Annotated in this window: 29 protein-coding genes, 2 tRNA genes and 1 pseudogene; 20 read left to right on the top strand and 12 right to left on the bottom strand. The window is 57.7% G+C overall.

All coding sequences use genetic code 11. The features are described from left to right. Positions 1–123: 123 nt before the first annotated feature. A tRNA-Ser gene (locus BF12_RS0116610) sits at positions 124–213 on the bottom strand. A 174-nt stretch (positions 214–387) separates the two neighbouring features. Continuing rightward, positions 388–477: transfer RNA gene (locus BF12_RS0116605), tRNA-Ser, on the bottom strand. Between the two features lie 252 nt (positions 478–729). Between BF12_RS0116605 and BF12_RS0116600 the strand changes: the two genes are divergently transcribed. The 6 genes from BF12_RS0116600 (at position 730) to BF12_RS0116575 (ending at position 4,152) form a co-directional block, all read left to right on the top strand. After that, positions 730–1,401: a Bax inhibitor-1/YccA family protein gene (locus BF12_RS0116600; protein ID WP_024953239.1), complete on the top strand. Its 672-nt coding sequence runs from the start codon at positions 730–732 to the stop codon at positions 1,399–1,401. Positions 1,402–1,555: 154 nt separating this feature from the next. Beyond that, positions 1,556–1,945, top strand: a complete 390-nt coding sequence (gene tusD / locus BF12_RS0116595) for a sulfurtransferase complex subunit TusD (RefSeq protein WP_024953238.1) — start codon at positions 1,556–1,558, stop codon at positions 1,943–1,945. A 56-nt stretch (positions 1,946–2,001) separates the two neighbouring features. Then, positions 2,002–2,406 (top strand): sulfurtransferase complex subunit TusC, encoded by a 405-nt coding sequence (gene tusC, locus BF12_RS0116590; RefSeq protein WP_051511107.1) that lies wholly within the window; start codon positions 2,002–2,004, stop codon positions 2,404–2,406. Between the two features lie 66 nt (positions 2,407–2,472). Further along, positions 2,473–2,787, top strand: a complete 315-nt coding sequence (gene tusB / locus BF12_RS0116585; protein WP_246116581.1) for a sulfurtransferase complex subunit TusB — start codon at positions 2,473–2,475, stop codon at positions 2,785–2,787. 78 nt (positions 2,788–2,865) lie between these two features. Next, complete coding sequence (locus BF12_RS0116580) at positions 2,866–3,219, top strand: TusE/DsrC/DsvC family sulfur relay protein (RefSeq protein ID WP_024953235.1); 354 nt, start codon at positions 2,866–2,868, stop codon at positions 3,217–3,219. 204 nt (positions 3,220–3,423) lie between these two features. After that, a complete protein-coding gene (locus tag BF12_RS0116575) occupies positions 3,424–4,152 on the top strand; it encodes a YebC/PmpR family DNA-binding transcriptional regulator (protein ID WP_024953234.1) in 729 nt (242 codons plus the stop codon). 190 nt (positions 4,153–4,342) lie between these two features. On the opposite strand, the gene BF12_RS0116570 is transcribed toward BF12_RS0116575, so the two are convergent. Then, on the bottom strand, positions 4,343–5,029 hold the full coding sequence (locus tag BF12_RS0116570) for a DUF4396 domain-containing protein (RefSeq protein WP_024953233.1): 687 nt from the start codon (positions 5,027–5,029) through the stop codon (positions 4,343–4,345). A gap of 333 nt (positions 5,030–5,362) precedes the next feature. Between BF12_RS0116570 and rloA3 the strand changes: the two genes are divergently transcribed. From rloA3 to BF12_RS0116525, 9 genes are all read left to right on the top strand, one after another. Further along, positions 5,363–5,938, top strand: coding sequence for a retropepsin-like aspartic peptidase RloA3 (rloA3, locus tag BF12_RS0116565; RefSeq protein WP_035160471.1), 576 nt, complete (start codon positions 5,363–5,365; stop codon positions 5,936–5,938). Next, positions 5,835–6,401: a thiol-disulfide oxidoreductase DCC family protein gene (locus tag BF12_RS0116560; protein WP_345917451.1), complete on the top strand. Its 567-nt coding sequence runs from the start codon at positions 5,835–5,837 to the stop codon at positions 6,399–6,401. Before rloA3 ends, BF12_RS0116560 begins: the two co-directional genes overlap by 104 nt. Positions 6,402–6,525: 124 nt before the next feature. After that, positions 6,526–7,404: a siderophore-iron reductase FhuF gene (gene fhuF, locus BF12_RS0116555; RefSeq protein ID WP_024953230.1), complete on the top strand. Its 879-nt coding sequence runs from the start codon at positions 6,526–6,528 to the stop codon at positions 7,402–7,404. Positions 7,405–7,503: 99 nt separating this feature from the next. Further along, positions 7,504–8,670, top strand: a complete 1,167-nt coding sequence (gene rlmF, locus BF12_RS0116550; RefSeq protein ID WP_024953229.1) for a 23S rRNA (adenine(1618)-N(6))-methyltransferase RlmF — start codon at positions 7,504–7,506, stop codon at positions 8,668–8,670. 233 nt (positions 8,671–8,903) lie between these two features. Further along, on the top strand, positions 8,904–9,827 hold the full coding sequence (locus BF12_RS20710) for a glycosyltransferase family 2 protein (RefSeq protein WP_024953228.1): 924 nt from the start codon (positions 8,904–8,906) through the stop codon (positions 9,825–9,827). Continuing rightward, a complete protein-coding gene (locus BF12_RS20705) occupies positions 9,827–10,165 on the top strand; it encodes a lipid-A-disaccharide synthase N-terminal domain-containing protein (RefSeq protein WP_024953227.1) in 339 nt (112 codons plus the stop codon). The genes BF12_RS20710 and BF12_RS20705 overlap by 1 nt, the downstream gene beginning before the upstream one ends. Further along, entirely contained in the window at positions 10,162–12,012 is a 1,851-nt protein-coding gene (locus BF12_RS0116535; protein WP_024953226.1) for an ArnT family glycosyltransferase, read from the top strand. Before BF12_RS20705 ends, BF12_RS0116535 begins: the two co-directional genes overlap by 4 nt. Continuing rightward, entirely contained in the window at positions 12,009–13,943 is a 1,935-nt protein-coding gene (locus tag BF12_RS0116530; RefSeq protein WP_024953225.1) for an ArnT family glycosyltransferase, read from the top strand. Before BF12_RS0116535 ends, BF12_RS0116530 begins: the two co-directional genes overlap by 4 nt. Further along, the gene (locus BF12_RS0116525; protein WP_024953224.1) at positions 13,940–15,052 is read left to right on the top strand and encodes an SDR family NAD(P)-dependent oxidoreductase; all 1,113 of its coding nucleotides are present in this window, start codon (positions 13,940–13,942) and stop codon (positions 15,050–15,052) included. Before BF12_RS0116530 ends, BF12_RS0116525 begins: the two co-directional genes overlap by 4 nt. A gap of 137 nt (positions 15,053–15,189) precedes the next feature. Here the strand turns inward: BF12_RS0116525 and BF12_RS0116520 are convergent, their stop codons facing one another. After that, entirely contained in the window at positions 15,190–16,353 is a 1,164-nt protein-coding gene (locus BF12_RS0116520; protein WP_024953223.1) for an oxidoreductase, read from the bottom strand. 394 nt (positions 16,354–16,747) lie between these two features. Beyond that, a complete protein-coding gene (locus BF12_RS0116515) occupies positions 16,748–17,200 on the bottom strand; it encodes a hypothetical protein (protein ID WP_024953222.1) in 453 nt (150 codons plus the stop codon). A 280-nt stretch (positions 17,201–17,480) separates the two neighbouring features. On the opposite strand from BF12_RS0116515, the gene BF12_RS0116510 reads away from it, so the two are divergent. Then, positions 17,481–17,912 carry an OsmC family protein gene (locus BF12_RS0116510; protein WP_024953221.1) on the top strand — a complete coding sequence of 144 codons (432 nt, stop codon included), beginning with the start codon at positions 17,481–17,483 and terminating at the stop codon, positions 17,910–17,912. Between the two features lie 81 nt (positions 17,913–17,993). Here BF12_RS0116510 and BF12_RS23490 read toward each other — a convergent pair whose 3' ends face one another. The 6 genes and pseudogenes from BF12_RS23490 to BF12_RS0116490 all read right to left on the bottom strand — a co-directional run bounded on the left by BF12_RS23490 (position 17,994) and on the right by BF12_RS0116490 (position 21,394). Then, positions 17,994–18,680: a YihY/virulence factor BrkB family protein gene (locus BF12_RS23490; RefSeq protein WP_345917449.1), complete on the bottom strand. Its 687-nt coding sequence runs from the start codon at positions 18,678–18,680 to the stop codon at positions 17,994–17,996. Then, on the bottom strand, positions 18,656–19,054 hold the full coding sequence (locus BF12_RS23485; protein ID WP_345917448.1) for a hypothetical protein: 399 nt from the start codon (positions 19,052–19,054) through the stop codon (positions 18,656–18,658). Before BF12_RS23485 ends, BF12_RS23490 begins: the two co-directional genes overlap by 25 nt. A 1-nt stretch (position 19,055) precedes the next feature. Next, positions 19,056–19,364, bottom strand: a complete 309-nt coding sequence (locus tag BF12_RS22520; protein ID WP_439644527.1) for an EamA family transporter — start codon at positions 19,362–19,364, stop codon at positions 19,056–19,058. A gap of 314 nt (positions 19,365–19,678) precedes the next feature. Beyond that, a pseudogene (locus tag BF12_RS23730) lies at positions 19,679–19,993 on the bottom strand (DMT family transporter); the annotation flags it as partial. Between the two features lie 49 nt (positions 19,994–20,042). Next, positions 20,043–21,044, bottom strand: coding sequence for an EamA family transporter RarD (rarD, locus tag BF12_RS0116495; RefSeq protein WP_024953220.1), 1,002 nt, complete (start codon positions 21,042–21,044; stop codon positions 20,043–20,045). Continuing rightward, the gene (locus BF12_RS0116490) at positions 21,044–21,394 is read right to left on the bottom strand and encodes a DUF1904 family protein (protein WP_024953219.1); all 351 of its coding nucleotides are present in this window, start codon (positions 21,392–21,394) and stop codon (positions 21,044–21,046) included. The genes rarD and BF12_RS0116490 overlap by 1 nt, the downstream gene beginning before the upstream one ends. Before the next feature lie 323 nt (positions 21,395–21,717). Between BF12_RS0116490 and BF12_RS0116485 the strand changes: the two genes are divergently transcribed. From BF12_RS0116485 to BF12_RS0116475, 3 genes are all read left to right on the top strand, one after another. After that, positions 21,718–22,638 (top strand): nitrilase family protein, encoded by a 921-nt coding sequence (locus BF12_RS0116485; RefSeq protein ID WP_024953218.1) that lies wholly within the window; start codon positions 21,718–21,720, stop codon positions 22,636–22,638. Next, entirely contained in the window at positions 22,638–23,339 is a 702-nt protein-coding gene (locus BF12_RS0116480; protein WP_024953217.1) for a pseudouridine synthase, read from the top strand. The genes BF12_RS0116485 and BF12_RS0116480 overlap by 1 nt, the downstream gene beginning before the upstream one ends. Before the next feature lie 274 nt (positions 23,340–23,613). Next, a complete protein-coding gene (locus BF12_RS0116475) occupies positions 23,614–24,603 on the top strand; it encodes an ABC transporter substrate-binding protein (protein ID WP_024953216.1) in 990 nt (329 codons plus the stop codon). A 480-nt stretch (positions 24,604–25,083) separates the two neighbouring features. On the opposite strand, the gene BF12_RS0116470 is transcribed toward BF12_RS0116475, so the two are convergent. Then, complete coding sequence (locus tag BF12_RS0116470; RefSeq protein ID WP_024953215.1) at positions 25,084–25,437, bottom strand: hypothetical protein; 354 nt, start codon at positions 25,435–25,437, stop codon at positions 25,084–25,086. Positions 25,438–26,100: 663 nt separating this feature from the next. Here BF12_RS0116470 and BF12_RS21825 point away from each other — a divergent pair. After that, a partial coding sequence (locus BF12_RS21825; RefSeq protein ID WP_169734547.1) for a transposase family protein occupies positions 26,101–26,241 on the top strand: 141 nt, incomplete at its 3' end.

Raw genomic sequence — 26,241 nt, 5'->3', positions numbered from 1 at the left:
GAGCCAGAGCCAGAGCCAGAATGCGGATTCGCCAAGGCAAGCGTCTGCCACATGAGGTCTGGTGGAGAACTGACATAAGAAAAGGCCCGCTCACAGAGTGAACGGGCCTTTTCAAGATCTAGGTGGTGGAGGGACAGGGATTCGAACCCTGGGTAGGTGTTACCCTACGTCGGTTTTCAAGACCGGTGCATTCAACCGCTCTGCCACCCCTCCAACTCACGGAGCAAAATACTACCGAAGTTGGTGAGAATTGCAAGTGCTTCATGATGATTCGTGTCAGAAAAGCTATCACTGGCAGCTACTTGCACCTTGTAACAATCAAGATCGCTTTCTTTACGGCATGAAAAAAGCCCGCTCACCAAGTGAACGGGCTTTTCAGAAGCTGGGTGGTGGAGGGACAGGGATTCGAACCCTGGGTAGGTGTTACCCTACGTCGGTTTTCAAGACCGGTGCATTCAACCGCTCTGCCACCCCTCCAACTCACGAGATCAAATACTACGGATTTTTCAGTCGGGGTCAAGGGGTTAGCGTAAAAATCCTTGTCGTTCAGGTGCTTGAAAGGTTATCTCTGCAATACTGAGCGTCGAGACTGACGCTGTAGTTGCCTTTTATGCGTTTAGCGGTTGCATGAATCGGCTTTTCATCGTCGTGTCTCTTGATTAGGCAACCCCCTAAGGGCATGCTGGGTCAATTCGATGAATCCATCGTAGCAACGTGAGGATAGACACCATGGCTAACAGCTCCTGGCAGGTTTCGCAGGATACCGCGAGCCGTTCCCTCAGTACCCACAAGGTACTGCGTAATACCTACATGATGCTGGCGCTGACGCTATTGTTCTCTGCGCTTACCGCAGGTGTGGCAATGAGCATGGGCGTCGGCCGCATGAACATCTTCGTGCTGCTGATCGGGGCCTATGGCCTCATGTTCCTGGTGCACAAGACAGCTAACTCGACTGCCGGCATCTTCGCGACCTTCGCCTTCACCGGCTTCATGGGCTTCACCATCGGCCCGGTGCTCAACGCCTACATGAGCTTGCCCAATGGTGCACAGCTGGTCATGACGGCGCTCGGCATGACAGGTATCACCTTCGCGGGCCTGTCAGCGGTTGCGTTGGTCACGCGCAAGGACTTCTCGTTCCTGAGCAATTTCCTGTTTGCAGGCGCCATCGTGCTGATCTTGGCGATGCTGGCGGCGATGATCTTCAATATCAGTGGCTTGGCCCTCGCGGTTTCCGCTGGCTTTGTACTGTTCGCCTCAGCGGCGATTCTGTTTGAGACCAGTCAGATCATCCACGGCGGGCAGACCAACTATCTGCTGGCCACGGTGAGCCTGTATGTGTCGATCTACAACATGTTCATCAGCTTGTTGGCATTGTTGGGCTTTGCGTCTTCCGATGATTGATTCTGGCACGCGCTGATTGCCTGTTTGACAACCCCGCTTCGGCGGGGTTGTTTGCGTCTGGAGATTGGCTTTCTCTCGTCGTGGCAAGCGTCTGACAGTGGTGATCACACACGTTAGAATACCTATCTCCATGAGCAGCCCAGTCGAGGTCTTCATGCGTTATGCTCTGGCCGTTTATGGCGGTCCTTATAGTCAGCAGGCTAGTCACTCCGCACTGCGTTTTGCCGAGGCACTGTTAGCGCGCGGACATCAGCTGACCACCGTGTTTTTCTATCATGATGGTGTATACAACGCGGCTTCGATGATGGCCCCGCCACAGGACGAACCGCATCTGCGTGATCGCTGGCTTGGCCTTGCTGCGCAGGGTGAAACGCGCTTGCAGGTGTGTGTTGCAGCAGCGCTGCGACGAGGTTTGCTCGATGAGCGTGAAGCCACGCGTCATGGTAAGCAGAGTTATACGCTGGAGGCGCCTTTCGAGCTGACAGGGCTTGGGCAGCTGGTCGAGGCCACGCTTGAAAACGATCATCTGATCACCTTTGCCTGAGGCGAGAAGGCGTTACGGGACAAGGTGTGGATGACACGATATGAGCGACAAGACATATGAGTGATGAGATGGGCATTGTGAGCCCTGGGGAGTCTTTGGCACCTGGTGAGCTGCTGGTGATTCTGCGTCATGCGCCGCATGGCAGCAGCTGGCTGCGTGAAGGGCTTGAGGCAGCCATGGTCGCTGCCGCCTTCGGGCGTGAAGTCGGGTTGTTGTTTACAGGGGAGGGTGTTCTGGCCCTGTTGGAGGGACAGCAGGCCGGAGCACTGGGGCAGAAGGGGAGTGATAATCTGCTGGCAGCATTGGAAATGTATGATGTTGAGCGCTGCTATGTCGATGCTGCGGCGCTAGAGCGGCGTGGGTTGAGTGAAAATGATGTCTCTCTCCTGCCAGTGACGGTGCTGGCACATGCCGATGTAGTGGCACTGACGCAATGCTTCTCACGTGTGCTCAGTTTCTGACATTTTTACGATGCTGTTGGCTGATATGCTTCTTGGGATGTCAGCAGCGTATGCAGGGAGAATCATATGGATAATGTCGTGAATAACTGCATGAATCTTCACCTGCTCAATCGTTCGCCGTTTTCCAGTCGTGTTTATGAAGATGTGCTCAATGCCATGGGCTCCGAAGATCAGCTGTTGCTGATTGAAGACGGTGTCAATGGTGCGCTCAGCAGTGCGGGGCATTATCTGGCCGGACTGGAAGGTCGCTTGTTTGCCTTGCGTGAAGATCTCGAGTCACGTGGCCTGTCGGGACGTTGTAGCGAGAGCGTGATCGTGGTGGACGTGGATGGCTTCGTCGCGCTGACCGAGGCTGCGGACAAGACGATCTCCTGGTTCTGAGCGGCGCGATGTGTCACGCCAGCCGGACAGGCATGTCGCATGTCATTTCGTGAGTGGAACGAATCATCAGGATGAGCAATGGCCAGCAGTGAAACGGTACGTACGCTTTCTCTCGACGGACGTGAGATCGGTCTGGATGCCGAGGGGTATCTGGTGGATCTCGAGGACTGGAGCCCCGCGCTGGCCGAGCGGCTGGCTGCGGAAGAAGGCCGTGAGTTGACTCCTGAACACTGGGAGGTGATCGAGGTATTGCGCGATTTCTACCAACGTTTTTCGTTATCGCCAGCGATGCGTCCGTTGACCAAGGCCATGACTCAGCGCTTTGGCGCTGACAAGGGGCGCTCATTACACCTGATGCGGTTATTTCCGGATAGTCCGCCGAAGGTAGGGGCGCGCATCGCTGGCTTGCCTAAACCGACCAATTGCCTGTAACTGTTGATCAGCAAAGGCGGTATTGGTCAGAGCGGTGCGATGAGCTGAACGCGTGAGACCCGCTATCGATGGCGACGCGCGACGTTGTCTGCGTTATTATTCGTGACAGCGATGTATCTGTGGCTTTCGAGCCATTGGGTGCCTCAGGTTCCGCGACCATGTCGCGTGGACATTTGAATTCAGGGCGAACAAGAGTCGACTTGCATGGGAAGAGCATTCCAAAACCGTAAAGAATCGATGGCGCGTACTTCACTCAACAAGGCGCGCGTGTATTCACGTTATGGTCGCGAGATTTACGTCTCGGCCAAGAGCGGTGGGCTCGATCCCAACGGTAATCTCAGTCTGCGTCGTCTGATCGAGAAGGCCAAGAAAGACCAGGTGCCGACCCACGTCATCGAGAAGGCCATCGACAAGGCCAAAGGCACTGGTGGTGAAGACTTTACGCTGGCGCGCTATGAAGGTTTCGGGCCGGGCAATGTCATGGTCATCGTCGATTGCCTGACCGACAACAACAATCGTACCTTCGGGGAAGTGCGTACCTGCTTCAACAAGGGCAAGGGCAAGTTGGGCGCCCAGGGCTCGGTCTCGCACATGTTCGATCACCGCGCCATCCTGTCCTTCAAGGGCGCGGAAGACGACGAGGAGAAGGTGCTCGAGGCACTGATGGAAGCTGACGTCGATGTCAGCGACATCGAACTCGATGACGGCATCATCACTGTACTGACGCCGACCACCGAGCACTTCAAGGCCAAGGGCGCACTGACCGACCTCTTCGGTGAAGATCTCGATTTTGAAGTCGATGAGATCAGCTTCATCCCGCAGATTCACACCGAGATCAGCGGTGAAGACGCCGAGCTGCTCAACAAGATGCTCGAGATGCTGGACGACTGCGAAGACGTGCAGCAGGTCCATCACAATGGCGAGTTCGTCTGACGGAGCTGTGCATCAAGGCAGATCTCGTGGCATGAGCCATTGAGACGATAGCCCGCAAGGCCCCGCCGGTGTCCACCGGCGGGGCCTTTTCATGTCCGCTCCCTCAAGAAAGCGGTGCGAGATCGTCGCAAGAGCAGCACGAGGAAAGTGTGAGAGCAGTGCAGAGCAAGCCACCGTCACGACGACTGGCTCAGCAGTGAGCGTGATGCTGGGCATGCGGGTCCGTCTCGCGTGGGTCGGCCATGCCTCCCTTGATGCCACGCTTCACCAGCCAGATATTGACGGGCCAGGCGGCGAGCAGGCCGAGGCTCAGCGAGATGACCATCGAATTCCAGAACAGGGCGTCATGCATGCCTGATCTGCCTCCCAGCCACAGGTCGACCGAGATGGCCACCAGCTCCATGACGAAGATCGAGGCGGTCTCGCTTCTGAACGCATCCTGGATGACCTTGCGCTTGTCATCGCTGCCGGCCTGAAGCATCGGGCCGACGGTCAGCAGGAAGCCGAACAGGTAGGCGAAGAGGAAGGTGATGCTCGCCGTCGCGAAGTTGCCCAGTGCCAGCAGACCCACCGCTAGCACAACCCCCACGAATTCCCCGAGTCCGCAGCCCGAATAGCAGTGCGCGACGCTCCTCAGTCCCTTGCGTGCATCACTGTTGTCTGCGATCTGGCGGCGTCCGGCGAAGCGATAGACGAGAAGGCCCACTATCCCGGAATATAGAGTGGTCAGCCCCCAGACCCACTTCATCATCGGCGCCAGGTGAGCATTGCTGGAGGTCAGGTCCCGGAGTACCCAGACCAGTGACGGCACCATGAGCAGTAACCAGCCGAGAAACAGACTCCAGTCGGAAAGTAGATCACGTAGCGCGGATTGCATGAGTCCTCCTGTCGTATCGGGTATTCTGATGGTATTGCATGGATGACATGGCGCTGTTGTCCTGGTGTTGATGGCCCGGCGCTGATGTCAGCGAGTCAATATCAGGGCATTCAGTGATACCTGATGGACAAGACGCGAGAGATCAAGGGGGCACAAACGCAACGTACCGGTGCGATAACATGTCAGATGGTGCCTTTCATGGCTTGTTAACCTTCGCTTAAGCCTCCATCGTTGATGATGAGCCTCCGTTGATGTGGGCTACCCTCTTCTTGCCAAGGAATCACGATGTCCAGACACACTGTCTTACCTTTCTCGCGTACCGCACGTACTCTCATGGGCGCGACCAGTCTCGGCTTGCTGGCAGGCGTGATGCTGATAAGTGCACCCGCGCAAGCCAGTGAAGCAAAGGCCGATGGCGGCAAGGTCTTCGGCTGGGTGGAAAAAGCGACCATTGAGCCATGGGGCGCGATGGTAAAGGCAAAATTGGACAGTGGGGCGCTGACATCCTCGATGCATGCCGAGAATATCGAGACCTTCGAACGTGATGATGAGGAATGGGTACGTTTTGACGTCGAGGTCGAGGATGAAGCGACGGGTGATCAGGACGAGAAGTCCTTCGAGCGCCCGCTGTATCGTGATTTGACGGTCTCTGGCGCGGGTGGGCGGGACAAGCGCCCGGTGGTGCTGATGACGCTATGCATGGGCGGCGAGCGTTATGAAGAACAGTTCAGCCTGCGTGATCGTGACGGCATGAATTATCCTGTGCTGTTGGGGCGCCGTACCATTCAGAGTCTTGGGCTGTTGGATGTACGCAAGACTTTCCAGACCACTCCCAACTGTAGTGATGATGCGCCGCTGCATCGCTATGAAGATAAAGAATATTCCGACAAGATTGGTGCCGCCTCGTAGTCGAAATCGAGTAGCTCGCATTGGGTTCACGAAAAAAGGTAAGCGATTAGCTGATTTAGAAGGGGGGCGTATTTCAGACACTACGACCAGACCGACGCTCAAGGTCTATTACGATGCCAGTTGCCCCGTCTGTCGGCGTGAGCGTGCCCGTTATGAGCGCCTGACGCGCCAAGACTCGAGTGTGGAATGGTGGGATGCCACCGATCACGCCCGCTATCTGGAAGCACGGGGCATCTCGCTTCAGCAGGCGTTGTTGTCATTGCATGTCGAGACAGCTGTCGGCCAGATTGAAGACGGTATGCCTGCCTATCGTTTGCTGCTGGCTCGTATCCCTGGCATGTCGCCGCTTGGTTGGCTGATCACTCGTCCTCTGATCCAGCCGCTGCTGACCCGTTATTACGATGCCTGGGTGCGGCGGCGGCTGTGCAACGATGGTCGCTTGGAACGTGATGAGAGGTCATGACGGTCACTTGTGGCAGGCGTTAATGTCCTTCCGTTTTCCATCAGGTAATTTTAATATGCAAATGCTAATAGTTTTCGTTAAGATGTGAGGCAACGTCCGTCTCTTCACGTCTGCGAGCCCCCCGATGATCGACGCGCTTTCTCCACTCTACTCCGGCCCTCTGGCGGCCTATCGTGATCTCATCACGTCTTGCGCTCGCGTACAGGCGGATGAAGCACAGTCTCTGGACGGATTGATTCCTGCGCGCGAAGTGCTGAGCCCCGGTTGGCTTTCGGCCTGTATCGCTGCACATGGCATGCAGTACGAGGGGCAGCAGGGCGCGGAGGCGCCGGATGAACGCGCACTGCTATCACAGTGGTCGAAATATCTGTTGTCCTCGATGGTGTCGTTGCCACTGGCTGCAAATTTACTGTTGGATCATCAGCTACCGCTGGAGCTTCGCCATCTGTCCTTGCGTTTGGGGGACAACGGCGTCGTCACTCAGCTGGTACTGGACGATGCTGCCGGCCAGGGCGAAAGCCTCACACCAGCCATCATGGCGGCGGGAATTGATGAGCTTGCCATGCTGGAAGCGCGCTTTGGGCATTATCTCGCTCAGCTTGAGGCCGTCATTGCACGGCTAGTGCCGCACACCTCATTGGGGGCCAAGGTGTTCTGGAGTAACGCAGCCCATTACTTCGTGTATGTTGTCGGGATGATGGAAGAGCAGGGCTGGGCGCAGCAGGCAGCACCGGCCCGTCAGTTGATGGCGACCCGTGTGCTGGCGGATGGCCGTCGCAATCCGCTTTATCAGCCAGTCAGTACCGTCATGGACCGGCATGGCGAGCGGCACACGCCGCGCAAGGTCTGCTGCGTACGTTATCGCATCGAGTGCCTCGGATACTGCGGTAACTGCCCCTTGTCGATCGAACGTCCCATCGCCAGCCGTAGCGCTGCACGTCGTACGGATACCGCCCAGGGCAAGCCCGGGCGTGCTTTGATGATCTGCAGCGATCTCTCTTGAGCCACATCCTTGAGTCACCCCTGATTTTATTGAACCGAGCGATGGCAATGGCTGGCTCTGGTAATATGGCCGGCCATTGCCATCGCTCGGAATCCTGTCATGCGCTCGCCCCCCCGTCGTTCTCCCACTACTTCTGCTACTGATCATTCTGGTGTTCAGCCCGCAAAGTCTGGTGATGGCTCATCACAAGCGCGCAAGCAGACAGCAATCAAGGGAAAGCAGGCTGTCGTGAAAGGCGAGCTACACCCACGTAATCCGCATCGTGGACGCTATGACATGGCCGCGCTTGTCAGCGCCAGCCCGGCGTTGGCTCCCTTCGTTATCCAGACGCCAGCAGGCAGTGACTCGATCAGTTTCTCTGATCCACTCGCAGTCAAGGCGCTCAATCGCGCCTTGTTGGCTCACTATTACGACATCGCGCACTGGGATATTCCGGCGGGCTATCTGTGTCCACCGATTCCCGGCCGTGCTGATTATCTGCATTACCTGACAGACCTGCTGGTTGAAGCTAATGCTGGCATATTGCCTGAGGGTGGGCGGGTCAAGGCGCTGGATATTGGTGTCGGTGCCAATGTCATCTATCCGCTGCTGGGGAATCGCAGCTTTGGCTGGCAGATGGTCGGCAGTGATGTCAGTGTGCAAGCCATCGAGTCAGCACGTCAGACCGTGAGCGCCAATCCTCTTGTGCATGGCCAGATTGAACTGCGCCTGCAGGCGAATCAACAGCGCCACTTCACGGGTATCTGGGCGCAAGATGAGCGCTTCGATCTTGTGTTGTGCAATCCGCCATTCCACGCCAGCGAAGCTGATATGGCGCGTGAGGCCGAGCGTAAGTGGCGTGGTCTGGACAAGTCACGCCAACAGCGAGGCGCAAAAGGGAGTAAGCGTGGTCAACGTGGGCGCGCAAACACTGATCGCCACGCCTCTCGGAGCGTCTCTCCGGGCGCGGCACCAGCGCTCAACTTTGCCGGTCAGGCTGCCGAGCTGTGGTGTCCAGGCGGCGAGGAGGCCTTTGTCACACGCATGATAGAGGAGAGCTGTGGCTTCTCTCGACAGTGTCTGTGGTTCAGCTCGCTGGTAGCACATTCGGCCAGCTTGCCCGCGATCAAACGAGCTCTGGCGAACAGTGGCGCGAGTGAGGTGAAAGTGATCGAGATGTCTCAAGGGCAGAAAATAAGCCGTTTCGTCGCCTGGAGCTTTCATTCCTTGGCTCAGCGTCGCGAGTGGGCAGCTGAGCACTGGCAGAAAGAGAGTGCGCATGGCTGAAAGACAAGCCAGGTAAGCGCTGTCCGTCATTCTCTGTGATATTAACGTTCGCTATATATAAAACGCCCTGTCGGTGATTCCGACGGGGCGTTTTATATTGCCATGAAGATGAACCATCGTCGGTGGAGAATTATCGAAGGCTGAGTTCAATGTCATCCAGTGCACATTTAATTTTGTCTTAATGCCAAGACCTCACAGTAGCCACTCACGCATCAGGGAGTCTCTGTCGTCACATGAATCCATCTACCGCACCCACCATGGCCTGCCCCCGCCATACGTCGTCTGACGACGACTCTCTGAATGGTGGCATTTCAGTATTGATTCCAGAGCGCGATGAGCGTGACAACCTGCCGAGACTGGTTGCTGAAGTGCACGCTGCACTGGCAGGCAAGCGTTACGAGATCATCGTGATTGATGACGGCTCGAGCGATGATAGTTGGCGTTGGCTAAAGGGTGCGGCGCTTGAAGATCCGCGTCTACGCCCCTTCCACCACGATACTAGCTTCGGGCAGAGCACCTCAGTGTGGCAGGCCGCACGGCTGGCGCGTGGTGAGTGGCTTGCCACGCTGGATGGTGACGGTCAGAACGATCCGGCCGATCTGCCCGATATGCTGAGCCTGGCGAGCCTTGAAGGGCTGGACCTGGTTGCAGGGCACCGTACCGAGCGCCGCGATGACGCCATCAAGCGCGTATCGTCGCGTCTTGCCAATGCCATCCGCCAGTCACTGCTGCATGACGACACGCCCGATACCGGCTGCGGCATCAAGGTGATTCGTCGCGAAGTCTTCCTGCGCCTGCCGTACTTCGATCACATGCATCGCTTTTTGCCGGCCCTGGTGCGTGCACAGGGGGGGCAGGTGCAGTCACTGCCGGTACGTCATCGTGAGCGTGTAGCTGGTGTCTCCAAGTACGGATTCTTTGATCGTCTATGGGTCGGTATCAGCGACATTGTTGGCGTGATGTGGCTAGTTCGCCGCTCGCAGCTGCCGTCGCCTTTGCAGAACACGTCAGGCCACGCAGCCTCCGAGGCGCTTGGTCCTGTGCGTGGCATCATGCCAGGTAACGCTGAAGATCTTGCTGACGCTGAAGCTGCGGCCCCCACAGAGACTGACATGGCTGCAGATGGCCTGACGCTTCATCAGTCAGGGGCGAATTAATGGACGTCAATCCGTGGTGGGTCGCGATTGGTTTTGCGGGCCAGGCACTATTTTCAGCGCGCTTCATCATTCAGTGGCTCGCGAGTGAAAAGGCACGCCGCTCCATCGTGCCACGTGCCTTCTGGTGGTTCTCGCTGGCGGGCGGCATGACCTTGCTGGCCTATGCCATCCATCGTGAAGATCCGGTGTTCATCGCAGGGCAGGGCGCAGGGCTATTCATCTACCTGCGCAACCTGAGCCTGATCAATCGTGATCGCAAGACTCAGCAAGAGACTGACCAACAAGAGACCAGTCAGCACAAGGATGACGCCGTACAACACAAGGACGGCGCGGCATGAGGGCGCAGGGGCAGACAGCACCCTCCCGCGAGGTATCTGAGCGTCTCTATCATCAGCTGATGCGTCATCCGTGGTGGAGCCTCACGTTGCTCTACCTGCTGGTTTCGACGATTGGGCTCGGCATGCGGATGCCGTGGCCAGCAGATGAGCCCCGCTTTGCGCTCAATGGGCTCGAGATGTGGGTGACCGGCGATTGGTGGTTGCCGCATCGTGCCGGTGAACTGTATCCCGACAAGCCGCCTATTTTCATGTGGCTGAGTGGTTTGGCGACAGGGCTCACCGGCGATATCCGCCTTGGCTTTGCGTTGCCATCATTGCTTGGTGGGCTTGCGACGCTCGGGCTGAGCGTGGATCTCATCCGGCGTCTGCACGGTCGTCGCAGTGCCTTTATCGCCGGGTTGTGGTTGATCGCCTCACTGCAGTTCGTGTTGCAGGCCCGTACGGCGCAGATCGATATGCTGGTCACAGCATTCATCCTGCTGGGTATTTGGGGCATGTTGCGCCATGCGCTGCTGAATGATGGCCCGCGCTATTTCTATCTGGGCTGTTTCGCGATGGGCCTTGGCATCATTACCAAGGGTGTCGGTTTCTTGCCGTTGTTGATGCTGCCGCTGTGGCTAATGACGATGCGTCGCTCATCACGCTGGCGTAGTGGCGGGCAGCGTACTGGGCGGTTATCACCGCGCCAGTTGCTGATCGGGCTGGGATGGCTGTTGCTTGCACCGCTGGCATGGGCAGGCCCGATGCTGGTGATGTCATTGATCTCTTCCAATCCTGAACTTGCGGCCTACCGCAACAATATTCTTCTCAAGCAGACCGCTCAGCGTTACGCCGAAAGCTGGCACCACCTCAAGCCGTGGCACTACTTCATCACCAGCGTGATCCCCTGGGCCTGGATGCCATTGCTGCTGACAGTGCCGTGGTGGCCGAAGGCGTTGATGCGTCGTCTTGCACGACGTGACTTGCGGGTCTTGCTGCCGTTGACGGGGGCACTGCTGATTGTCGTGTTCTTCTCGCTATCGCCAGGCAAGCGTGGTGTGTACGTGCTGCCCGCCTTGCCATTGCTGGTCATCGGCCTGTCGCCGTTGCTGCCGGGACTGTCACGCCGCCTTGGCCTCGCTCGACTGACATTTACGCTGTGTGCCTTGTTGTCGAGCATCTTCTTGCTGGCGGCGATTCTCGGTGTCTTCGGGCTACCTGCTCTGACGCATCTTGCCGAGAAGGAAGGGCTGGTGCCGTGGGGCTGGTGGGGATTGCTGGGAGCAAGCGGCCTGGCACTTTGTGTAGGGCTCAAGCCCCGCGGTGGATTGCTCGCACTGGGCTTGTGGCTAGTGATGTTCTGGGGGCTATGGGGCACTTGGGGCGCACGTCTGATGGACCCGGTACGCAACCCGGCCGTGCTGATGTCGCAGGTGGCTGAGCAGAGTCACTTCGAAGCGCTGGCCATCCCGGACTTCCGCGAGCAGTACATCTTGCAGGCACAGCAGCCGGTGTGGCACTTCGGCTACAAGACGCCGGACGCTGCTCAGTTTGCTCGGCTGTTTGCCTGGCTAAAGGCCGAGCCTGAGACACGCTGGACCCTGCTGACGCCGAAGGTACTCGCGCGCAATGCTTGTCTCGATGCGACCCAAGCGGTAGTGCTCAGCGAGCCGGATGAGCACTGGGCGCTGTTGCCCGGTACCGCCGCAATGGCATGCCTGGGAGATGTTGAGGCAGCGCCGCTGTATCTGGCACCGACCTCCGTCTCGGATGAAGCCGCGCGCTTGATCGGGTTGCCAGCACGACATTCAACACGTGCTCGAACCCAGCCCTCAAGTCAGACGCAAGTGCAGGAGCGTGATCAATGAAGCGTCATGAGCAGACACGCGATGCTGGCTCGGCACCGCTGTCGTCATCTACCTCCTCTTCATCCATTTCTCATGCTGCCGAGTCACGTCCCACAAGAAGTGTCTGGGTTGGATTGGGAGGGATTGTCGAGAATGAGCGGCTGTCATGGGCATTGTGGTTAGTGTTGTTGATGGCCGGTGTACTGGCACGACCTTATCTACCGATCGATGAGACACGTTACGTCTCGGTAGCGTGGGAGATGTGGCACAACGGTCAGTGGTTTGTCTCGACCATGAACGGCACACCCTATGCCGACAAGCCGGTGCTGTTGTTCTGGCTGATTCACGCTGGCTGGGCGCTGTTTGGCGTCAATGACTGGTGGCCGAAGTTGGTGATGCCGCTGGTCAGTCTGCTGGGTATCTGGCAACTGGGCCGAATGGCACGCACCTTGTGGCCGATAGCATTGAACCAGCAAGTGCCAGCAGGCGAAGCACTGGCGAGCCGCGAACAGTGGATACGGCTATCGCGTTGGACTTTGGCGGGCTGCCTGATGTGGATGCTCTACAGCCAGGCACTGATGTTCGATGTACTGCTGACGAGTTGTCTACTTGGAGCGCTACGCCCGTGGTGTTCACCGCAAGGTGACGTGTCAGTGATGCGTTGTGATGTGCTGGAAAGCGGGCTATGGCTGGGATTGGCCTTGCTCGCCAAGGGGCCGGTCGCACTGCTGTGGTTCGTATTGGTGGTTGGCAGTCGACCCTGGTGGGCGCAGGCACCTGTGCGGCGTGTGCTGTCAGTCGAATGGCGTGGCTGGCTGGGCAGTCTGCTGCTGGGGCTGGGCGTGCTGTGTCTTTGGTTGGTGCCTGCCGTGCTTGATGGCCCTGCCAGTTATGTGCAGGACTTGCTGTGGGGGCAGACGGCGAATCGTGTCATGGAGGCGCAAGATCATGCGCGTCCGCTGTGGTGGTATCTGCCTTGGCTCGCGCTGTTGATCTTTCCTTTCAGTTTGCGCCCGCGTCTGCTGGTAGAGGGGTTGCTGTCCTCTATTTCGCAGCGTCCGGATCATGAGCACCCACTGTTACGCATGTGTCGCGTCTGGAGTCTTGCTGGGTTGGCCGTGTTCTCACTGATTTCCGGCAAGCAGATTCATTATCTGATGCCGCTACTGGTGCCGATGAGTTTGCTGATGGCATGGGCTGCGCTGCGCCAGCCGGCTGCACGTACCTCGCTGAGGCTGTTGGCGATGCTGTGTGGTGCGCTTGCTGCCTCAAGTCTGGTGTTGGGCGTACTGGTCATGCCGGCATTGACATTGCTGCCAGCTGACTCAGCGCTGGTGGCGTCAACTTCTGGCAGTCTGGCCTGCGTGTTGGCGGGCGGACTGCTGATGTTGCTGATGCTGTGGTTATGGCCGTGGCACGAGGCAGAAGCAGTATCACTGGCAATACAGCTGAATGCTCAGCGACGGCTAGTGCTGGGAAGTCTGCTGCTGGTGACCTGCCTGCTGACACTGACACTGCGTCCGCTATGGCCTCGCTTGGATCAAGGCTTATTGGCGCAGTGGGTGAATGCACGTCAGCAAGCGGGGCAGCAGGTGGCAGTCGTGGCCAATGACTATCAGGCGACGTATCAGTTTCTAGGCCGGCTGACCCAGCCTCTGGATACCGTGAGCCGTAGTCCACAGCAATTGAGTGACTGGCAGCACGCGCATCCCGATGGCTGGCTATTGATTGATGCTGCCAAGTGTCTGGCGCTGGATGGCTCATCGTTTCAGGGGAGAGACCCTCTCCTCGGCATGCAGTCCTGGTGCCAGACACACACTGGCGGTAGCGGCGCTATCGGAAGTTCTTCACCACTCGACAGCACGCCGGTCTTTCATCAAGGACGTCATCAGCTGATCGCCATTCCTGCACAGGCGTTGGGCTCGCGGTTACACGACAAGGAGGGAGCATGAAGATATTGATTACCGGTGCCGCCGGCTTTATCGGGGCTGCGTTGTGTGAGCGTCTGCTGGAAGAAGGCGTGCATGTCGTGGGAGTCGACAATCTCAATCCCTATTACCCGCTGGCGCTGAAAAGCCATCGTTTGACTCGATTGGAAGCATTGGCAGGCAAGCCGAACCAATCGGAGATGACGGGCAGCTTTCGCTTCGTGAAGATGGATCTCACCCAGCGCGACGCCCTGATGCAACTGATGCAGGACGAACGCTTCGATGTGGTCGTCAATCTCGCGGCACAGGCGGGCGTGCGTCACTCCATCAGCCAGCCGCATGATTATGTGGATAGCAATCTAGTCGGCTTCGTCAATCTCCTGGAAGCTTGTCGTGCTGCGCGTCCGCGTCATCTGCTATATGCCTCCAGTAGCTCTGTCTATGGCGACGATGCCCGTCAGCCATTGACGGAAGAGCAGGCGGGTGCGAAGCCATTATCACTCTACGCGGCCACCAAGCGCGCCAATGAATTGATGGCGTATAGCTATGCACATCTCTATGGCTTGCCAGTCACTGGATTACGTTTCTTTACCGTCTATGGCGCGCGTGGCCGGCCTGATATGGCGCCGTTACGATTTGCACGCAAGCTGATGGCGGGTGAGGCGATCGATGTCTATAACCACGGCCAGATGGCACGTGATTTCACGCATATCAGCGATATCGTCGAAGGCATTCGGTGCTTGATAGATCTGCCGCCACCTCGTGAGGTGGATGCGGCGCCCTCACGTGTATTGAATGTCGGCCGCGGCGAGCCCATCGCGCTGAGGGACTTCATCAGTGGGCTAGAGGATGCATTGGGGCTTAAAGCACGCAAACGGTGGCTGCCGATGCAGGCAGGTGATGTTGAGCGTACTTGGGCGGATACCACGGCGCTCGAGGCATTGAGCGGATTTCGCCCTCATGTCAGCTTAAGAGATGGATTAGCGGAGCTGGCTGACTGGGCGCGTGCTTATCCAGAGCTGCTGGCGGAGGAGTCGACGGACGCCGCGATTCCCGATCCTGTTCATCGGCCAATAAGTGGCATGTTGGCTTTTACGGCTGATGTGACGTTGGATGCGCGAGTGATGATCTAGGCTATCACTGTCATTGTCAGACCTCTTGGCCCTACGCCCAAACGCACTGTGGCCCGTCAAATAATGACGGGCCACAGTGCGTTTGGGGTATCAGGTGTCAAGTGCTGAACGTTGAGTGCTGTGGGCGTGAACGAGGCTCAGCAGCGACCCTCGCAATTAGCGGGCTTGTCATTGGCAATACGCCAATCTTCTTCATTCGCCAGCGTCGCCAGCGGTGACAGCATGGCGAAGTCGAACGACGTGAGGGGGGTGCCACGCTTGAGTCGCTTGGGCCAGTCATGATTCGCCAGTGCTGAGCGACCAACCGCGACCAGGTCTGCCTGTGCCAGTACGGCATCAGCTTTCTCTTGGCTGTCAGTGCCCCCATTGGCGATCAGCGTGACATTGGCGTGTTGTGCCTCTCGCACCTGTGCCGCCAAGGCGGTCAGGCTGAGTTGGCGGTCTGCCTCATCTTCAGCCTCAGGGAAGGCCGGGGCCTGTGCATCGCCGCTGGTCAGGTGCAGGAAGTCCAGCCCGCTCTCCATCAGGTATGCCAAGCGTTGGCGGGCAGCATCCGGGCCGCCTTGCCACTGAAGTCCAGGTTCGGTCACGGTGCCTTGTGACAGACGCATGCCGATTGGGAAGTCCTCACCGACGGCTTCACGTACGCTGCGGATGACGGCCAGCGGGAAGGCAAGGCGTGCGAGAGCATCCCCCCCCCATGCATCGTCGCGCTGGTTGAAGCGATTGCTGATGAATTGGTGAATCAGGTAACCATTGGCACCGTGAAGCTCGATACCATCAAAGCCTGCCTCCTTGGCCAGTCGTGCACTGGTGGCAAAGCCGGCAATCGCCTCGTGAATCTCTTGCTCACTGATCTCCCGCGCCAGCGGGAAAGGGCCCGAGCCGCCGTAGAAACTCAGCATCTCTCCACTGGCACGGCACTCGGAGGGGGCGACGACCTCATCCTTGAAGCGGTTGTGCTGAGTCTGGGCACCAGCGTGCATCAGCTGAGCAATGATACGTCCCTCCTGTTGATGGACGGCATCGACTACGCAGCGCCAGCTCACCTGCTGTGTCTGATTGGCCAGCCCTGGCTGATTGGCATAGCCCTGACTGAACGCCTCATCGGTATACAGGCCTTCAGTGATCAACAGTGAAAACTGGCCGCGTGCGAAGTCACGGTAGTAATCCACCATGTCGTGATGCACCTGGCCGTTATCTTGTGCGCTGGTGCGTGTCATGGGAGCAAGAACTGCCCGGTTGCCCAGCTCATGTCCTGCGAAGGAAAGAGGGCTGAATAATGAAGTCGTGTCTGTCATCGGTGCTTCTCCCGCGGAGCGAGCTCCGCTGTCATATGGCCACTCACCACTAGCGTGCTGAAAGAGGTAAAGTCTGACGCAGTGGCGGTGCTTTGAGTGAATGATCAACAGATCATCTGCATATCGTTATCCTGCCTGCCGACCTTGGGTGTCACAAGCCGGAAACATGGAAGGAGAGTGTTGTCGTATCGACAACCAGTCACGCTAGTTGACTGAAATATAATGATATTTTCTTGATTTATTCATGGTTGCTGCATGTTGCGGCAACGCAGTACTGTTTTACTGGCACAGTCAATAAGCACCGCATGAACGACACGTGCCCACAGCGACAGGCTGCGGGGCACGTGAGGGTGTTCTCTGTCCTCGAAATGGCTATGACTGGCCTGACAGAGACTTACTTGCCATTGCAGTGGCTGGACTGCTTGCTGCCTGAAGGAGAGCACCCGAACCAGTTTTCGGTGGGCTTGGCTTGCCCAGTCGTGGCGTGGCGTCCGCCTTCGCTACCGACCTTGCCGCCAGATAAGCTCTTCTGCACCTGACGCTTGGCCTTGTCTTTGGCCTGCTGGCTGGCGATGGGCTGAGAGTCCTGCTGATAACGCGCACCGTTGTCGCTTTTCTTGTCAGCCGTGCGACTGGAATTGCTGCCAGTGGGCAAGCCTTGAGAAGAATGCTGGCTAGCGGCGGTACCGCTGATACCAGCGCTGGTGTCCATGCTGTCTGCAGCATTGGCCGATGATAGCGGCAATGCCAGGCATCCCAAGACCAACAATGTGGAACTGAGCAGGCGTTGTGCAGGCTTGTGAGTCGGCGAGTGTACTGCTGCAAGAGGAGAAATCTTGTGAGGCATGTCTGGAGCTCCTGACGGATCAGGCTGCCCGGATATATGCTTGAGGCAGCCCCGCTGGTGGGGCGGAGGGTAAGTCTTCGGATAACGCAATTCTGCGTTGCTATATAAGTGTTATCGGGGCAGATGACGCGATTTCAACTCTTGGTCAGCTGTCAGCCATCTTTTGATGCTTCGTGACTCACTCATTTCGGCAGTGGCCTTGAAGTCACTCTCCTTCGGGACAATGTCCTTGGTACAGGGCAATCGCCCTTCGGACTTTATTCAAGGTAAGGAGACATGCATGACGATCAAGAAAACCGGTTCCGCGCATTGGGAAGGTAGCGTCAAGCAAGGCAAGGGTACCGTCAGCACGCAGAGCAAAGCGTTGCAAGCCCAGCCATATGGCTTCAATACACGCTTTGAAGAGGGGGCTGGCACCAATCCCGAAGAGCTGATCGGCGCAGCACATGCCAGCTGTTTCTCGATGGCGCTATCGATGATGTTGGGCGAGGCTGGGGTAGAGCCAACCTCAATCGACACGACTGCCACCGTACATCTGGATAAGGATGACAGTGGATTCAGCGTCACGCATATCGCGCTGGAAACGAAAGCCAGCGTGCCGGGGATCAGCGAGTCAGACTTCCAGTCGGTAGCTGAAAAGGCCAAGGCCGGTTGCCCGATCTCCAAGCTATTCACTGCTGAAATCAGCCTGACAGCGACGCTCACGAAGTAACTGCTGGTTCATGGTTGATGCAGATAGATATGCTCAGCGCCAAAAAGCCGCCCCTTGGGGGCGGCTTTTTGCGTGAGTGAGTCATGAACTGTGCTGATCATTCTTGTCAGGCGGGATGGTGCTCGATACGTCCCTTGAGCTCTCGCCTTGCTCTATCTCATCCTCGGCAATCTCGCCGGTATGCTGCATCGCGTTGCGGCGTGACTGAAGGCGCGTCAGCGGTGTGCGGTTCGGTGTGCGGTACCAGCGGATATTCTCGCGTGAGCACTGCTCCAGCTCGGCGATGACCTGTGCCCCCAACAACAGGATGATGGCGCCGATTTCCAGCCCAAGCAGCAGCACGATCAGTGTGGCGAGGGAGCCGTAAACAGCGCCGACAAAGGAGAGGTGGGTGAAGTACCAGCTCAGCGCTAGTCGTGTCAGTTCCCACAAGGTTGCTGCTACCAGACCACCGACCAATGCGCGACGCGTCGAGACACGAGTCTGGGGCAGAATCTTGTAGATGGCGCTGAACAGGCCAAACATGCCGACAATACTAATCACATAGATCACCTCGCTACCGGCATCGCCTAATGTCACTTCAATGCCGGTGAGTAGCGTCAGCGCATCATTTATGGCCGATGCCAGCGCCACTAATAGTGTCAGTGCCAACAGGCCAGCGCCTAGCACCATCACGAAGGCGTAGGGCAGTAGCGCGGAGATCCAGGCACTGCGCTTACGAATCACCGGGTGCTGATGGAATATCAGTGCGATGGCATCTTCCAGCATGCGGAAAGCCAGTCCGGCGAAGAATAACAGCCACCCATGCCCACCCAGCCGATCACCTCGCGGTTGTCGAGCAGCTTACGTACCGCATCGAGCAAGGTATCTTCCTGTCCCGGGCCGAGGTGCTGCACTTGAATGGCAATGATGCTCATCAAGCGCGACTCATCGACCAGATGGGTCAGCAGCACACAAATCACGGCAAACAGTGGCACGCTGGACAGCAGGATGTTGTAGCCGACACCGCCGGCCAGGAGCACACCGCGATTTGCGATGAACTGGCCAAGTATTCGCCAGGCGAACGCGATCAACCGTGGCAGAAAGCGCAGCAGGCGTGCACCAAGGGTGTCGGGTGCTGTCTCGGGTACAGCGTCTTTCATTTCAGCGTCCTCCTTCGCGGGACAGGCTGGCCGCTGAGGTACTCGGTGCGGCGATGACGGCGTCTTCATCCGAGACCTGATCAGTGCGTGAATCTTGCGAAATCCATACTCCAGCGAGTACCAGGCTGGCGGCGACCATCTGTATTGGCGTAAACGTTTCGCCTAGCACCATGAAGGCCTGTACGGCGGCGAACAGCGGTAGCAGATTGACGAAGGCCGAGGCCTGATTGGCCGGTACTCGGCTGATTGCCCAGTTGAAGAGTCCGTAGGCGCCGAGGCTGACGGCGACGCCAGATAGAGCACTGCCCATAGGCTTTCGTTGCCGAGCAGGCCACCGGGCAACGCGTTCAGTGACGCTGGCCAGTGGCTGGGAAAGATGATCAGACCGGTGCCGAAGAACAATGTCCCCGCGAGCGCTTGCCAAGCCGTGATAAACCACGCTGAGACTCGTGAAGTGAGATGTTTGACCAGCAATGTATAGGCGGTCGCGGCCATCATGGCTGCCAGTTCCAGCAGATTACCCATCAATGGCGCGGGGGCATGATGATTGCTCTCGCCCGATAGTGATAGCCACAATGCCCCTATCACGGCGAGTACGAAGCCTAACGATGTGCGCCGCGAGATACGCTCACGTAGAAAGGCCCAGGCGCCTACGGCGACCATCAACGGCAGCAGAGCAGAGATCATGCCGGCTTGGCTTGCGGAGGTACGTTCCAGCGCTAGCGCCTCGAAGACGAAATACAGGCAGGGCTCGAACAACACCAGAATGATCAGCCAGCGTATATCGCGCCCGGTCAGGCGTTTTCGAGGACGAATCCAGCGCCACAAGGGTACGAAACAAGCCAGCGCAATGGCCATGCGGGCAAAAATCACGAAGAGCGGGTCGAGATCCACGAAGGCAATCTTGAGCGCAACAAAGGAAGACCCCCACAGCCACATCGCGATCAGCAGGGCGAGCGTAGCGCGTCGGTCTCGACTTCCTGACAACTCATGGCCGGACATCGGAGCGCTCCCGCTGGGTTATTTCGTCTCGCTCGGCACGCCGCCGTCGACCACTGGCGCGGTGCTCCAGCAAGGTTGAGGCGGAATACAGTGCCAGCCCAGACCAGATCAGCACAAAGGTGATCAGCATGGATGCGCTCAGAGCCTCCTGGAAAACCAGCAGTGCGATGACGAATTGCATCGACGGATTGATGTACATCAGAAAGCCGACGGTGGCGAGGCGCAGGCGGCGTGCAGCGCCCGCGAAGGCGAGCAAGGGCAGCGCCGTGAGTACGCCACTGGATATCATCAGCACACTGGCGGGCAGCTCGAGCGGCCCGATGTCGGTGGCCAGAAAGTGTGATTCCCCCGCGCGCCACAGGCCGCCGATCAGCAGAAGAGCGATGGGGGCAAGCATCAACGTCTCGACGAACAGCCCCGAGAGACCATCTAGCGCAACGCGCTTTCTAAGCAGACCATAGGTGCCGAAGGACAGCGCCAGTGACAGCGTGATCCAAGGCAGTTCTGTCAGTCCGATGAGCTGCAGGCTCAACCCCAGCGCAGCCAACCCCAGTGCTATCGCTTGCAGACGCGTCAGACGCTCCTTCAGGAACAGCATGCCGAGCGCCACGTTGACCAGTGGTGTGAGGAAATAGCCGAGACTTGCCTGTAGCACCTCATGTTGCTCCACCGCGTAGATATAGATGCCCCAGTTGGCGGCGATCAATAGCGAACATACCAAGCCAGGCCACAATTGGCGCGGCTTGGCTAGCGCGGCACGGATGGGTGCCCAACGCCGCAGTAGGCTGATCAGTACCACCAGAAATAGGCAGCTCCAGACGATACGGTGCAGCAGCACCTCCCAGGCGGGAATGCCGGAAAACAGCGCGAAGTAGAGGGGGAAGCATCCCCACATCACATAGGCGGTCAGGCCAAAGCCGACGCCCTTGAGCTCCTCACTACGAGCCTGCTGTTGCGCTGTGGCGAGTGTTGGCGATGGCTTGTTCATTACACCTCGCCTGATGTATCGCGGCCCAGCGACTGGCCGGCGATATAATAGTTAGAGGGGCTGAGCGCGATGAAGAAGGTTTCTGCCTCGGGGTAGCCAGCTTTGCGCATGGCCTGATCAATCGCTGTCGCGCAGGCATCACGGGTAGCCTGCCCACGCTCGAACCACAACACCTCAACAAAGGGGAAGGCATCGACTGTTTCGCCATCGAAGACATATTGGGTAGCCACGCATTCCAGGGTGAACTCGTCGCGTGCCGTCGTGGTCGTCTCGCTCAATTGATCAATCAGTACGCGCGAGACAGGGGCAAGACGTGCAGGCGTGACGCCGTGGAAGCGAAGCTGTGGCATGTGAATCTCCTGAAATGGCGCGGTGTTTGTTGTCCGTCGAGGCTCAGCAGAGCTCATGTCCAATATATCATTAGCTTCTGATGCTCACACCCGCGTGACGGCGACTGTCAGCCTTCGATGAGCTCCTTCAGAGATACTGAAGCGACGACCATCAAGCGTCTCGATCAGTCCCTGGGGAGTGATAGGCAGTCGATGGTGTATTGCCACTCACATCTGGCGGCCACAGGCGGTAGAATGAGCGCATTCAAGGCCAGTGCTGCGGGGGTATAATGACTTGCATGATGACCCGCAGGCACCGCACGTGATCAGGGGGCAGCATGATAATGACGACACAACCACATGCAGAGCAGCTGCAAACGTCAGCCACACCGGCTACACAGCGTCTACGTGTAAGCTTGGTGCAGGCTGATCTTCGCTGGGAAGACCCTGCAGAAAACTGCCGCCTGTTGAGCGAGCAGTTGGATGCTGCGGGTCTTGTTGCAAGTGCTGTCGCTGGGCCCGAAGGTCACAACGCCGTGACCGACCTGATCGTGCTGCCAGAGATGTTTGCGACCGGCTTCACCATGAACTCACGCCAGATGGCCGAGCCCATGGCGACCAGCAGTAGCGTTGCCTGGCTCAAGCAGCAAGCCGTCACTCGTGGCTGCGTGATGACCGGCAGTGTTGCCATTCTCGACGGTGAGGAATGCTATAACCGCATGCTATGGGCGACGCCAGATGGACAGGTGACGCACTACGACAAGCGTCATCTATTCCGCATGGCGGGTGAACACGAACGCTATGGCATGGGGCATGAGCGTGTGATCGTCGAGCTTGGAGGTTTCCGCATTCAGCTCTCGGTCTGCTATGACCTGCGTTTCCCGACCTGGCTGCGTCAACGGCCAGTGATTGGCGGTGTCAGTGAGGCAGAAGCGGCGACCGATAGTGCCTTCGAATATGACTTGCTGCTGTGCGTGGCCAACTGGCCCGGCGTGCGACGGCACCCATGGCGCACCCTGCTTCAGGCGCGCGCCATCGAGAATCTGGCCTACGTGGTGGGCGTCAACCGAGTGGGTGACGACGCTAATGGGCTGCATTATACCGGCGATTCCATGGTCTGCGATTTCAAGGGCGAGCCCATCCTCGACCCTGTGCCAGACCAGCCTTTCATCGAGACCGTGACGCTTGAACGCGCGGCGCTCGACGAGTTTCGTACCAAGTTTCCGGCGTGGATGGACGCCGATCATTTCATTTTGGAGGCCTGATGCGCCTGGACAAATTCCTTACCGAAACCACGGATCTCAGCCGCAGCGACGCCAAGAAAGTCGTGCACCGCGGCGATGTCACTGTGGATGGTGGGGTGGTCAAGAACACCGCGAGCGCTATCAAGGACGGTATGCGTGTCGAATGGAACGGCGAACACCTCGAGTTGATGGGGCTGCGCTATCTGATGCTTTACAAGCCGGCCAATGTTGAATGCACCACCAAGCCGGGCCTCTACGAGCGAGCACATGATCTGATCGATCTACCCAACGTTGATCGTCTGAGCATCGTCGGGCGCTTGGATGTCGACACTACCGGTTTGGTGTTGATGACAGATGATGGCCAGTGGAATCACCGTGTCACCTCGCCCAAGAAGGCGTGTGCCAAACGCTATCGTGTAACCTTGGCGCGCCCGCTGGAAGGTGATGAGCTGACCAGCGCTGTGGCCGATTTTGAGCACGGCCTGATGCTGGATGGCGAAGAAAAGCCCACCCGTCCGGCGCGTCTCGAGATGGAAACGACCACCGTCGGTCTGTTGTGGATCACCGAAGGCCGTTATCACCAGGTCAAGCGCATGTTTGCGGCGATCGGCAATCACGTTGAAGCGCTGCATCGCGAAGCCATCGGTGATCTGGAGCTGGATCCTGATCTTGAACCGGGCGAATGCCGCTTCCTGCGTCCTGAAGAAGTGGCCAGCTTCTGATGTGTTGTGCGTCCAGGTAGTCGCTGAAAGACATGACCGACACCCCCGTTATCTCTGACCGGATAGCGGGGGTGTCTGCGTTTGTGGCGGATGAGAATGACAGGTGTCGCGTTGGCAAATCTCGCTGGCAAGGGGGAGAGGTGGGTTGTGCCACCGCAAAGAAACCACATAAGGTGGAATGACTTGTTCGTTCTTACATTCGTTCTCACCGCCACTTGCATGAGATCGCTTCTGTCGCACGGCTTTTATAAAAACAATTGAGGACATACTCATCATGTCGACCCCACTACACACATCCCGCCGCCCGAATGCGCTGCCGCTACGTACGCTAATGACGGGAAGCGGTCTTTTACTGGCAACGCTTGCCGCGCCCGTCAGTGCGGCTGAAGACGCCAGTGTCGTCTTCTCGGCTCCGCCTTGGCCTGGCGTAACCATGAAAACGGAAATTGCTTCAGAAGTGCTGGAGGCACTCGGCTATTCTGCTCGCACGCGTCAACTAGGCGCACAGATCACCTACGAAGGCATGTCGTTGGGTGAAGTGGATGCCTTCCTGGCAGCTTGGCTGCCGGGGCAGAGCAGTATGTACAAGGCCGCGATGGACAAGAAGACATTGGTGGATCTGGGGAATAACGTCGAAGGCGCGCGACTCAGCTTTGCTGTGCCGGGCTATGTCGCTGCTGCCGGCGTGACCTCCAACGAAGACTTGGACAAGCCGGAATTTGCCGATAAATTCGACAAGACGATCTACTCCATCGAGATTGGCTCGGGCTCCAGTGAAATCGTCAACAAGATCGTTGATGAAGACGCTTACGGACTGGGCGATTGGGACCTCAAGGAATCCTCTACGCCGGGCATGCTGGCGTCGGTTGCCAATGCGACCAAGCACAAGGAGTGGATTCTCTTCGTCGGCTGGACACCGCACTGGATGAATATCGAATATGACATGGTCTTCCTCGATGATCCGAAGGATGTCTGGGGGCCGGGTGGTGGCGCCAGTGACGTCAAGACGCTCGCCAACAAGGTGTGGTCTGAAGCGCACCCCAATGCCACGCGCTTCCTTGATCAGTTGGCGTTCAGCTCTGATGATCAGAGCGCGCTAATCTACGGCTATGGCAAGGAAGAGAAAGCGCAGGAAGACGTCGCGGGTGAGTGGATGAAAGCCAATCCTGCCAAGGTCAAAGCCTGGCTGGAGGGCGTCACGACGCGCGATGGCGAACCCGCCTGGCCTGCGGTGCAGGAAGCGCTGGGTCTACCGGATGCCTGATAGAGATGACAGCGTTGCGGTAATGGCGTTGATCAGGATCTGCTCTGCCCTCTGATCCAGGGAATTGCCGCATGACTCTGGATATATGACCCTCGCCAAAGCCCGCTTTCGTAGCGGGCTTTTTCATGCCTTGGATATATCGGGTGCCAAGCGAGGAAAAGATCTCTAATTCACGCCATGCAAACTTTGCATGGACACACAGGACAAGGGCGTGGTCGAGCACTTTGCCGCCATATCACCATTGTCCTGAGACTGGCCAGTCGCCTTTAGATCGCCGGTGATGACAGGTATGCGGCACCACTAGGTATCTGCCTGTCAGATACGCCGAGCATGATCAACATGTCGCTGAACGTATCTGATAGGTCTGTCTGGAGGTAGAGGGAGGGCTGTCTGGCGAAGCGTGACTAATAAGTTGCGCCTGGAGGGCCAGAGTGCAGGGTAGGCCATGGCTGATGCTCATGCGCGGGTATTGTCCTGACTTCAGGACAGGCGACGCGAGTTGGCTGCCGTACGTTTATGGAGCGGCTTGATGAACTGCGTACCCGTCGTCCACCACGGCACGACCTTGCCACCCGACATCGCGTTCATCCACGCCTTCTGCATCACGAACCACATCTCCCAGCTGGCGGCGATCTTCTCCGACACCATCTTCTGGTTCTCGGCGATCATCTTCGGATCCAGCGGCGACTGCGTCCCCCACAATTGCGTACGCGACATGATGGTCGACATCGCCGTCGACCACATCTCCACCGACGTCGTCCCCAGCTTCCAGACATCGAACATCGCAGCAGGTGTCGTCGGGACCAACTCAGACCAGGCAGGTTGTTGAGTCATTGTGCTCTCCACGTAAAGGAACCTCATGACAGTCTTACGCCTGTTGATGCTGCAGTGCAACATTAGCTTTTTATATCCCTGAATGTGAGCGCTAGGCAGAGCCTCGATTATCACCAGTTTCTATATAAATCAGTAAGTTAGAGATGTGAGGGGCCTGAAAATACAGAATTTTCCGGGCTTGGGCGGAAATTTCCCATGGGGCTGGGGAAAGTGGATTTTTGAGGTTTGTTGGCAATGTCTTACGTAGGCCTAAGAATTTAACGAAGCTTGGTGTCAGTCCAAACAGACAGGGTGCGTAATTGTTAGCCAATAGTGCGGAAATTTTCGGCGTGGAGTTAGGTGCGATAGAGGTGAGAGCGCGGCGAGACGCGCTGGGGTACCGAGATAGCGTACCGTTCAGGCGACGCAGGGTGTCGCATTGAACTGACGATCTATACCCGCAGGTACACCAAGTCAGCTACCATTAGGTTTCATGAAATTTCACATATTCGGGTTTACGGTTGTTGACTGACTTAACAGGACGTTGGGTCGTATGATCCTTGGACGGAGCTTGCCCTGCTGCCAGGGAAAATGCATGAAAAACCGCTCTACGACGGGCCTCGTAGCGCTTTACCAAAAGGACCTCATGTGGTCATTTAGCAGCTTTCGCTCATGGATGATCCGATGCTGACACCGTCTCTTATGCACCATTTATCGATTGTTTCCGACTTCCGCCAGGCGTGGAAAGTGCAGCATCAGCTGTCGGATATCTTGTTTCTGATCGTCTGTGCGGTGATCTGTGGTGCAGAAGGTTGGGATGAAATC

It is taken from the genome of Cobetia crustatorum, from assembly GCF_000591415.1.
In the GTDB taxonomy this organism is placed as follows: domain Bacteria; phylum Pseudomonadota; class Gammaproteobacteria; order Pseudomonadales; family Halomonadaceae; genus Cobetia; species Cobetia crustatorum.
Note: the sequence above shows the minus strand (reverse complement) of the source record. Positions and strands in the feature narration are given on the sequence as shown.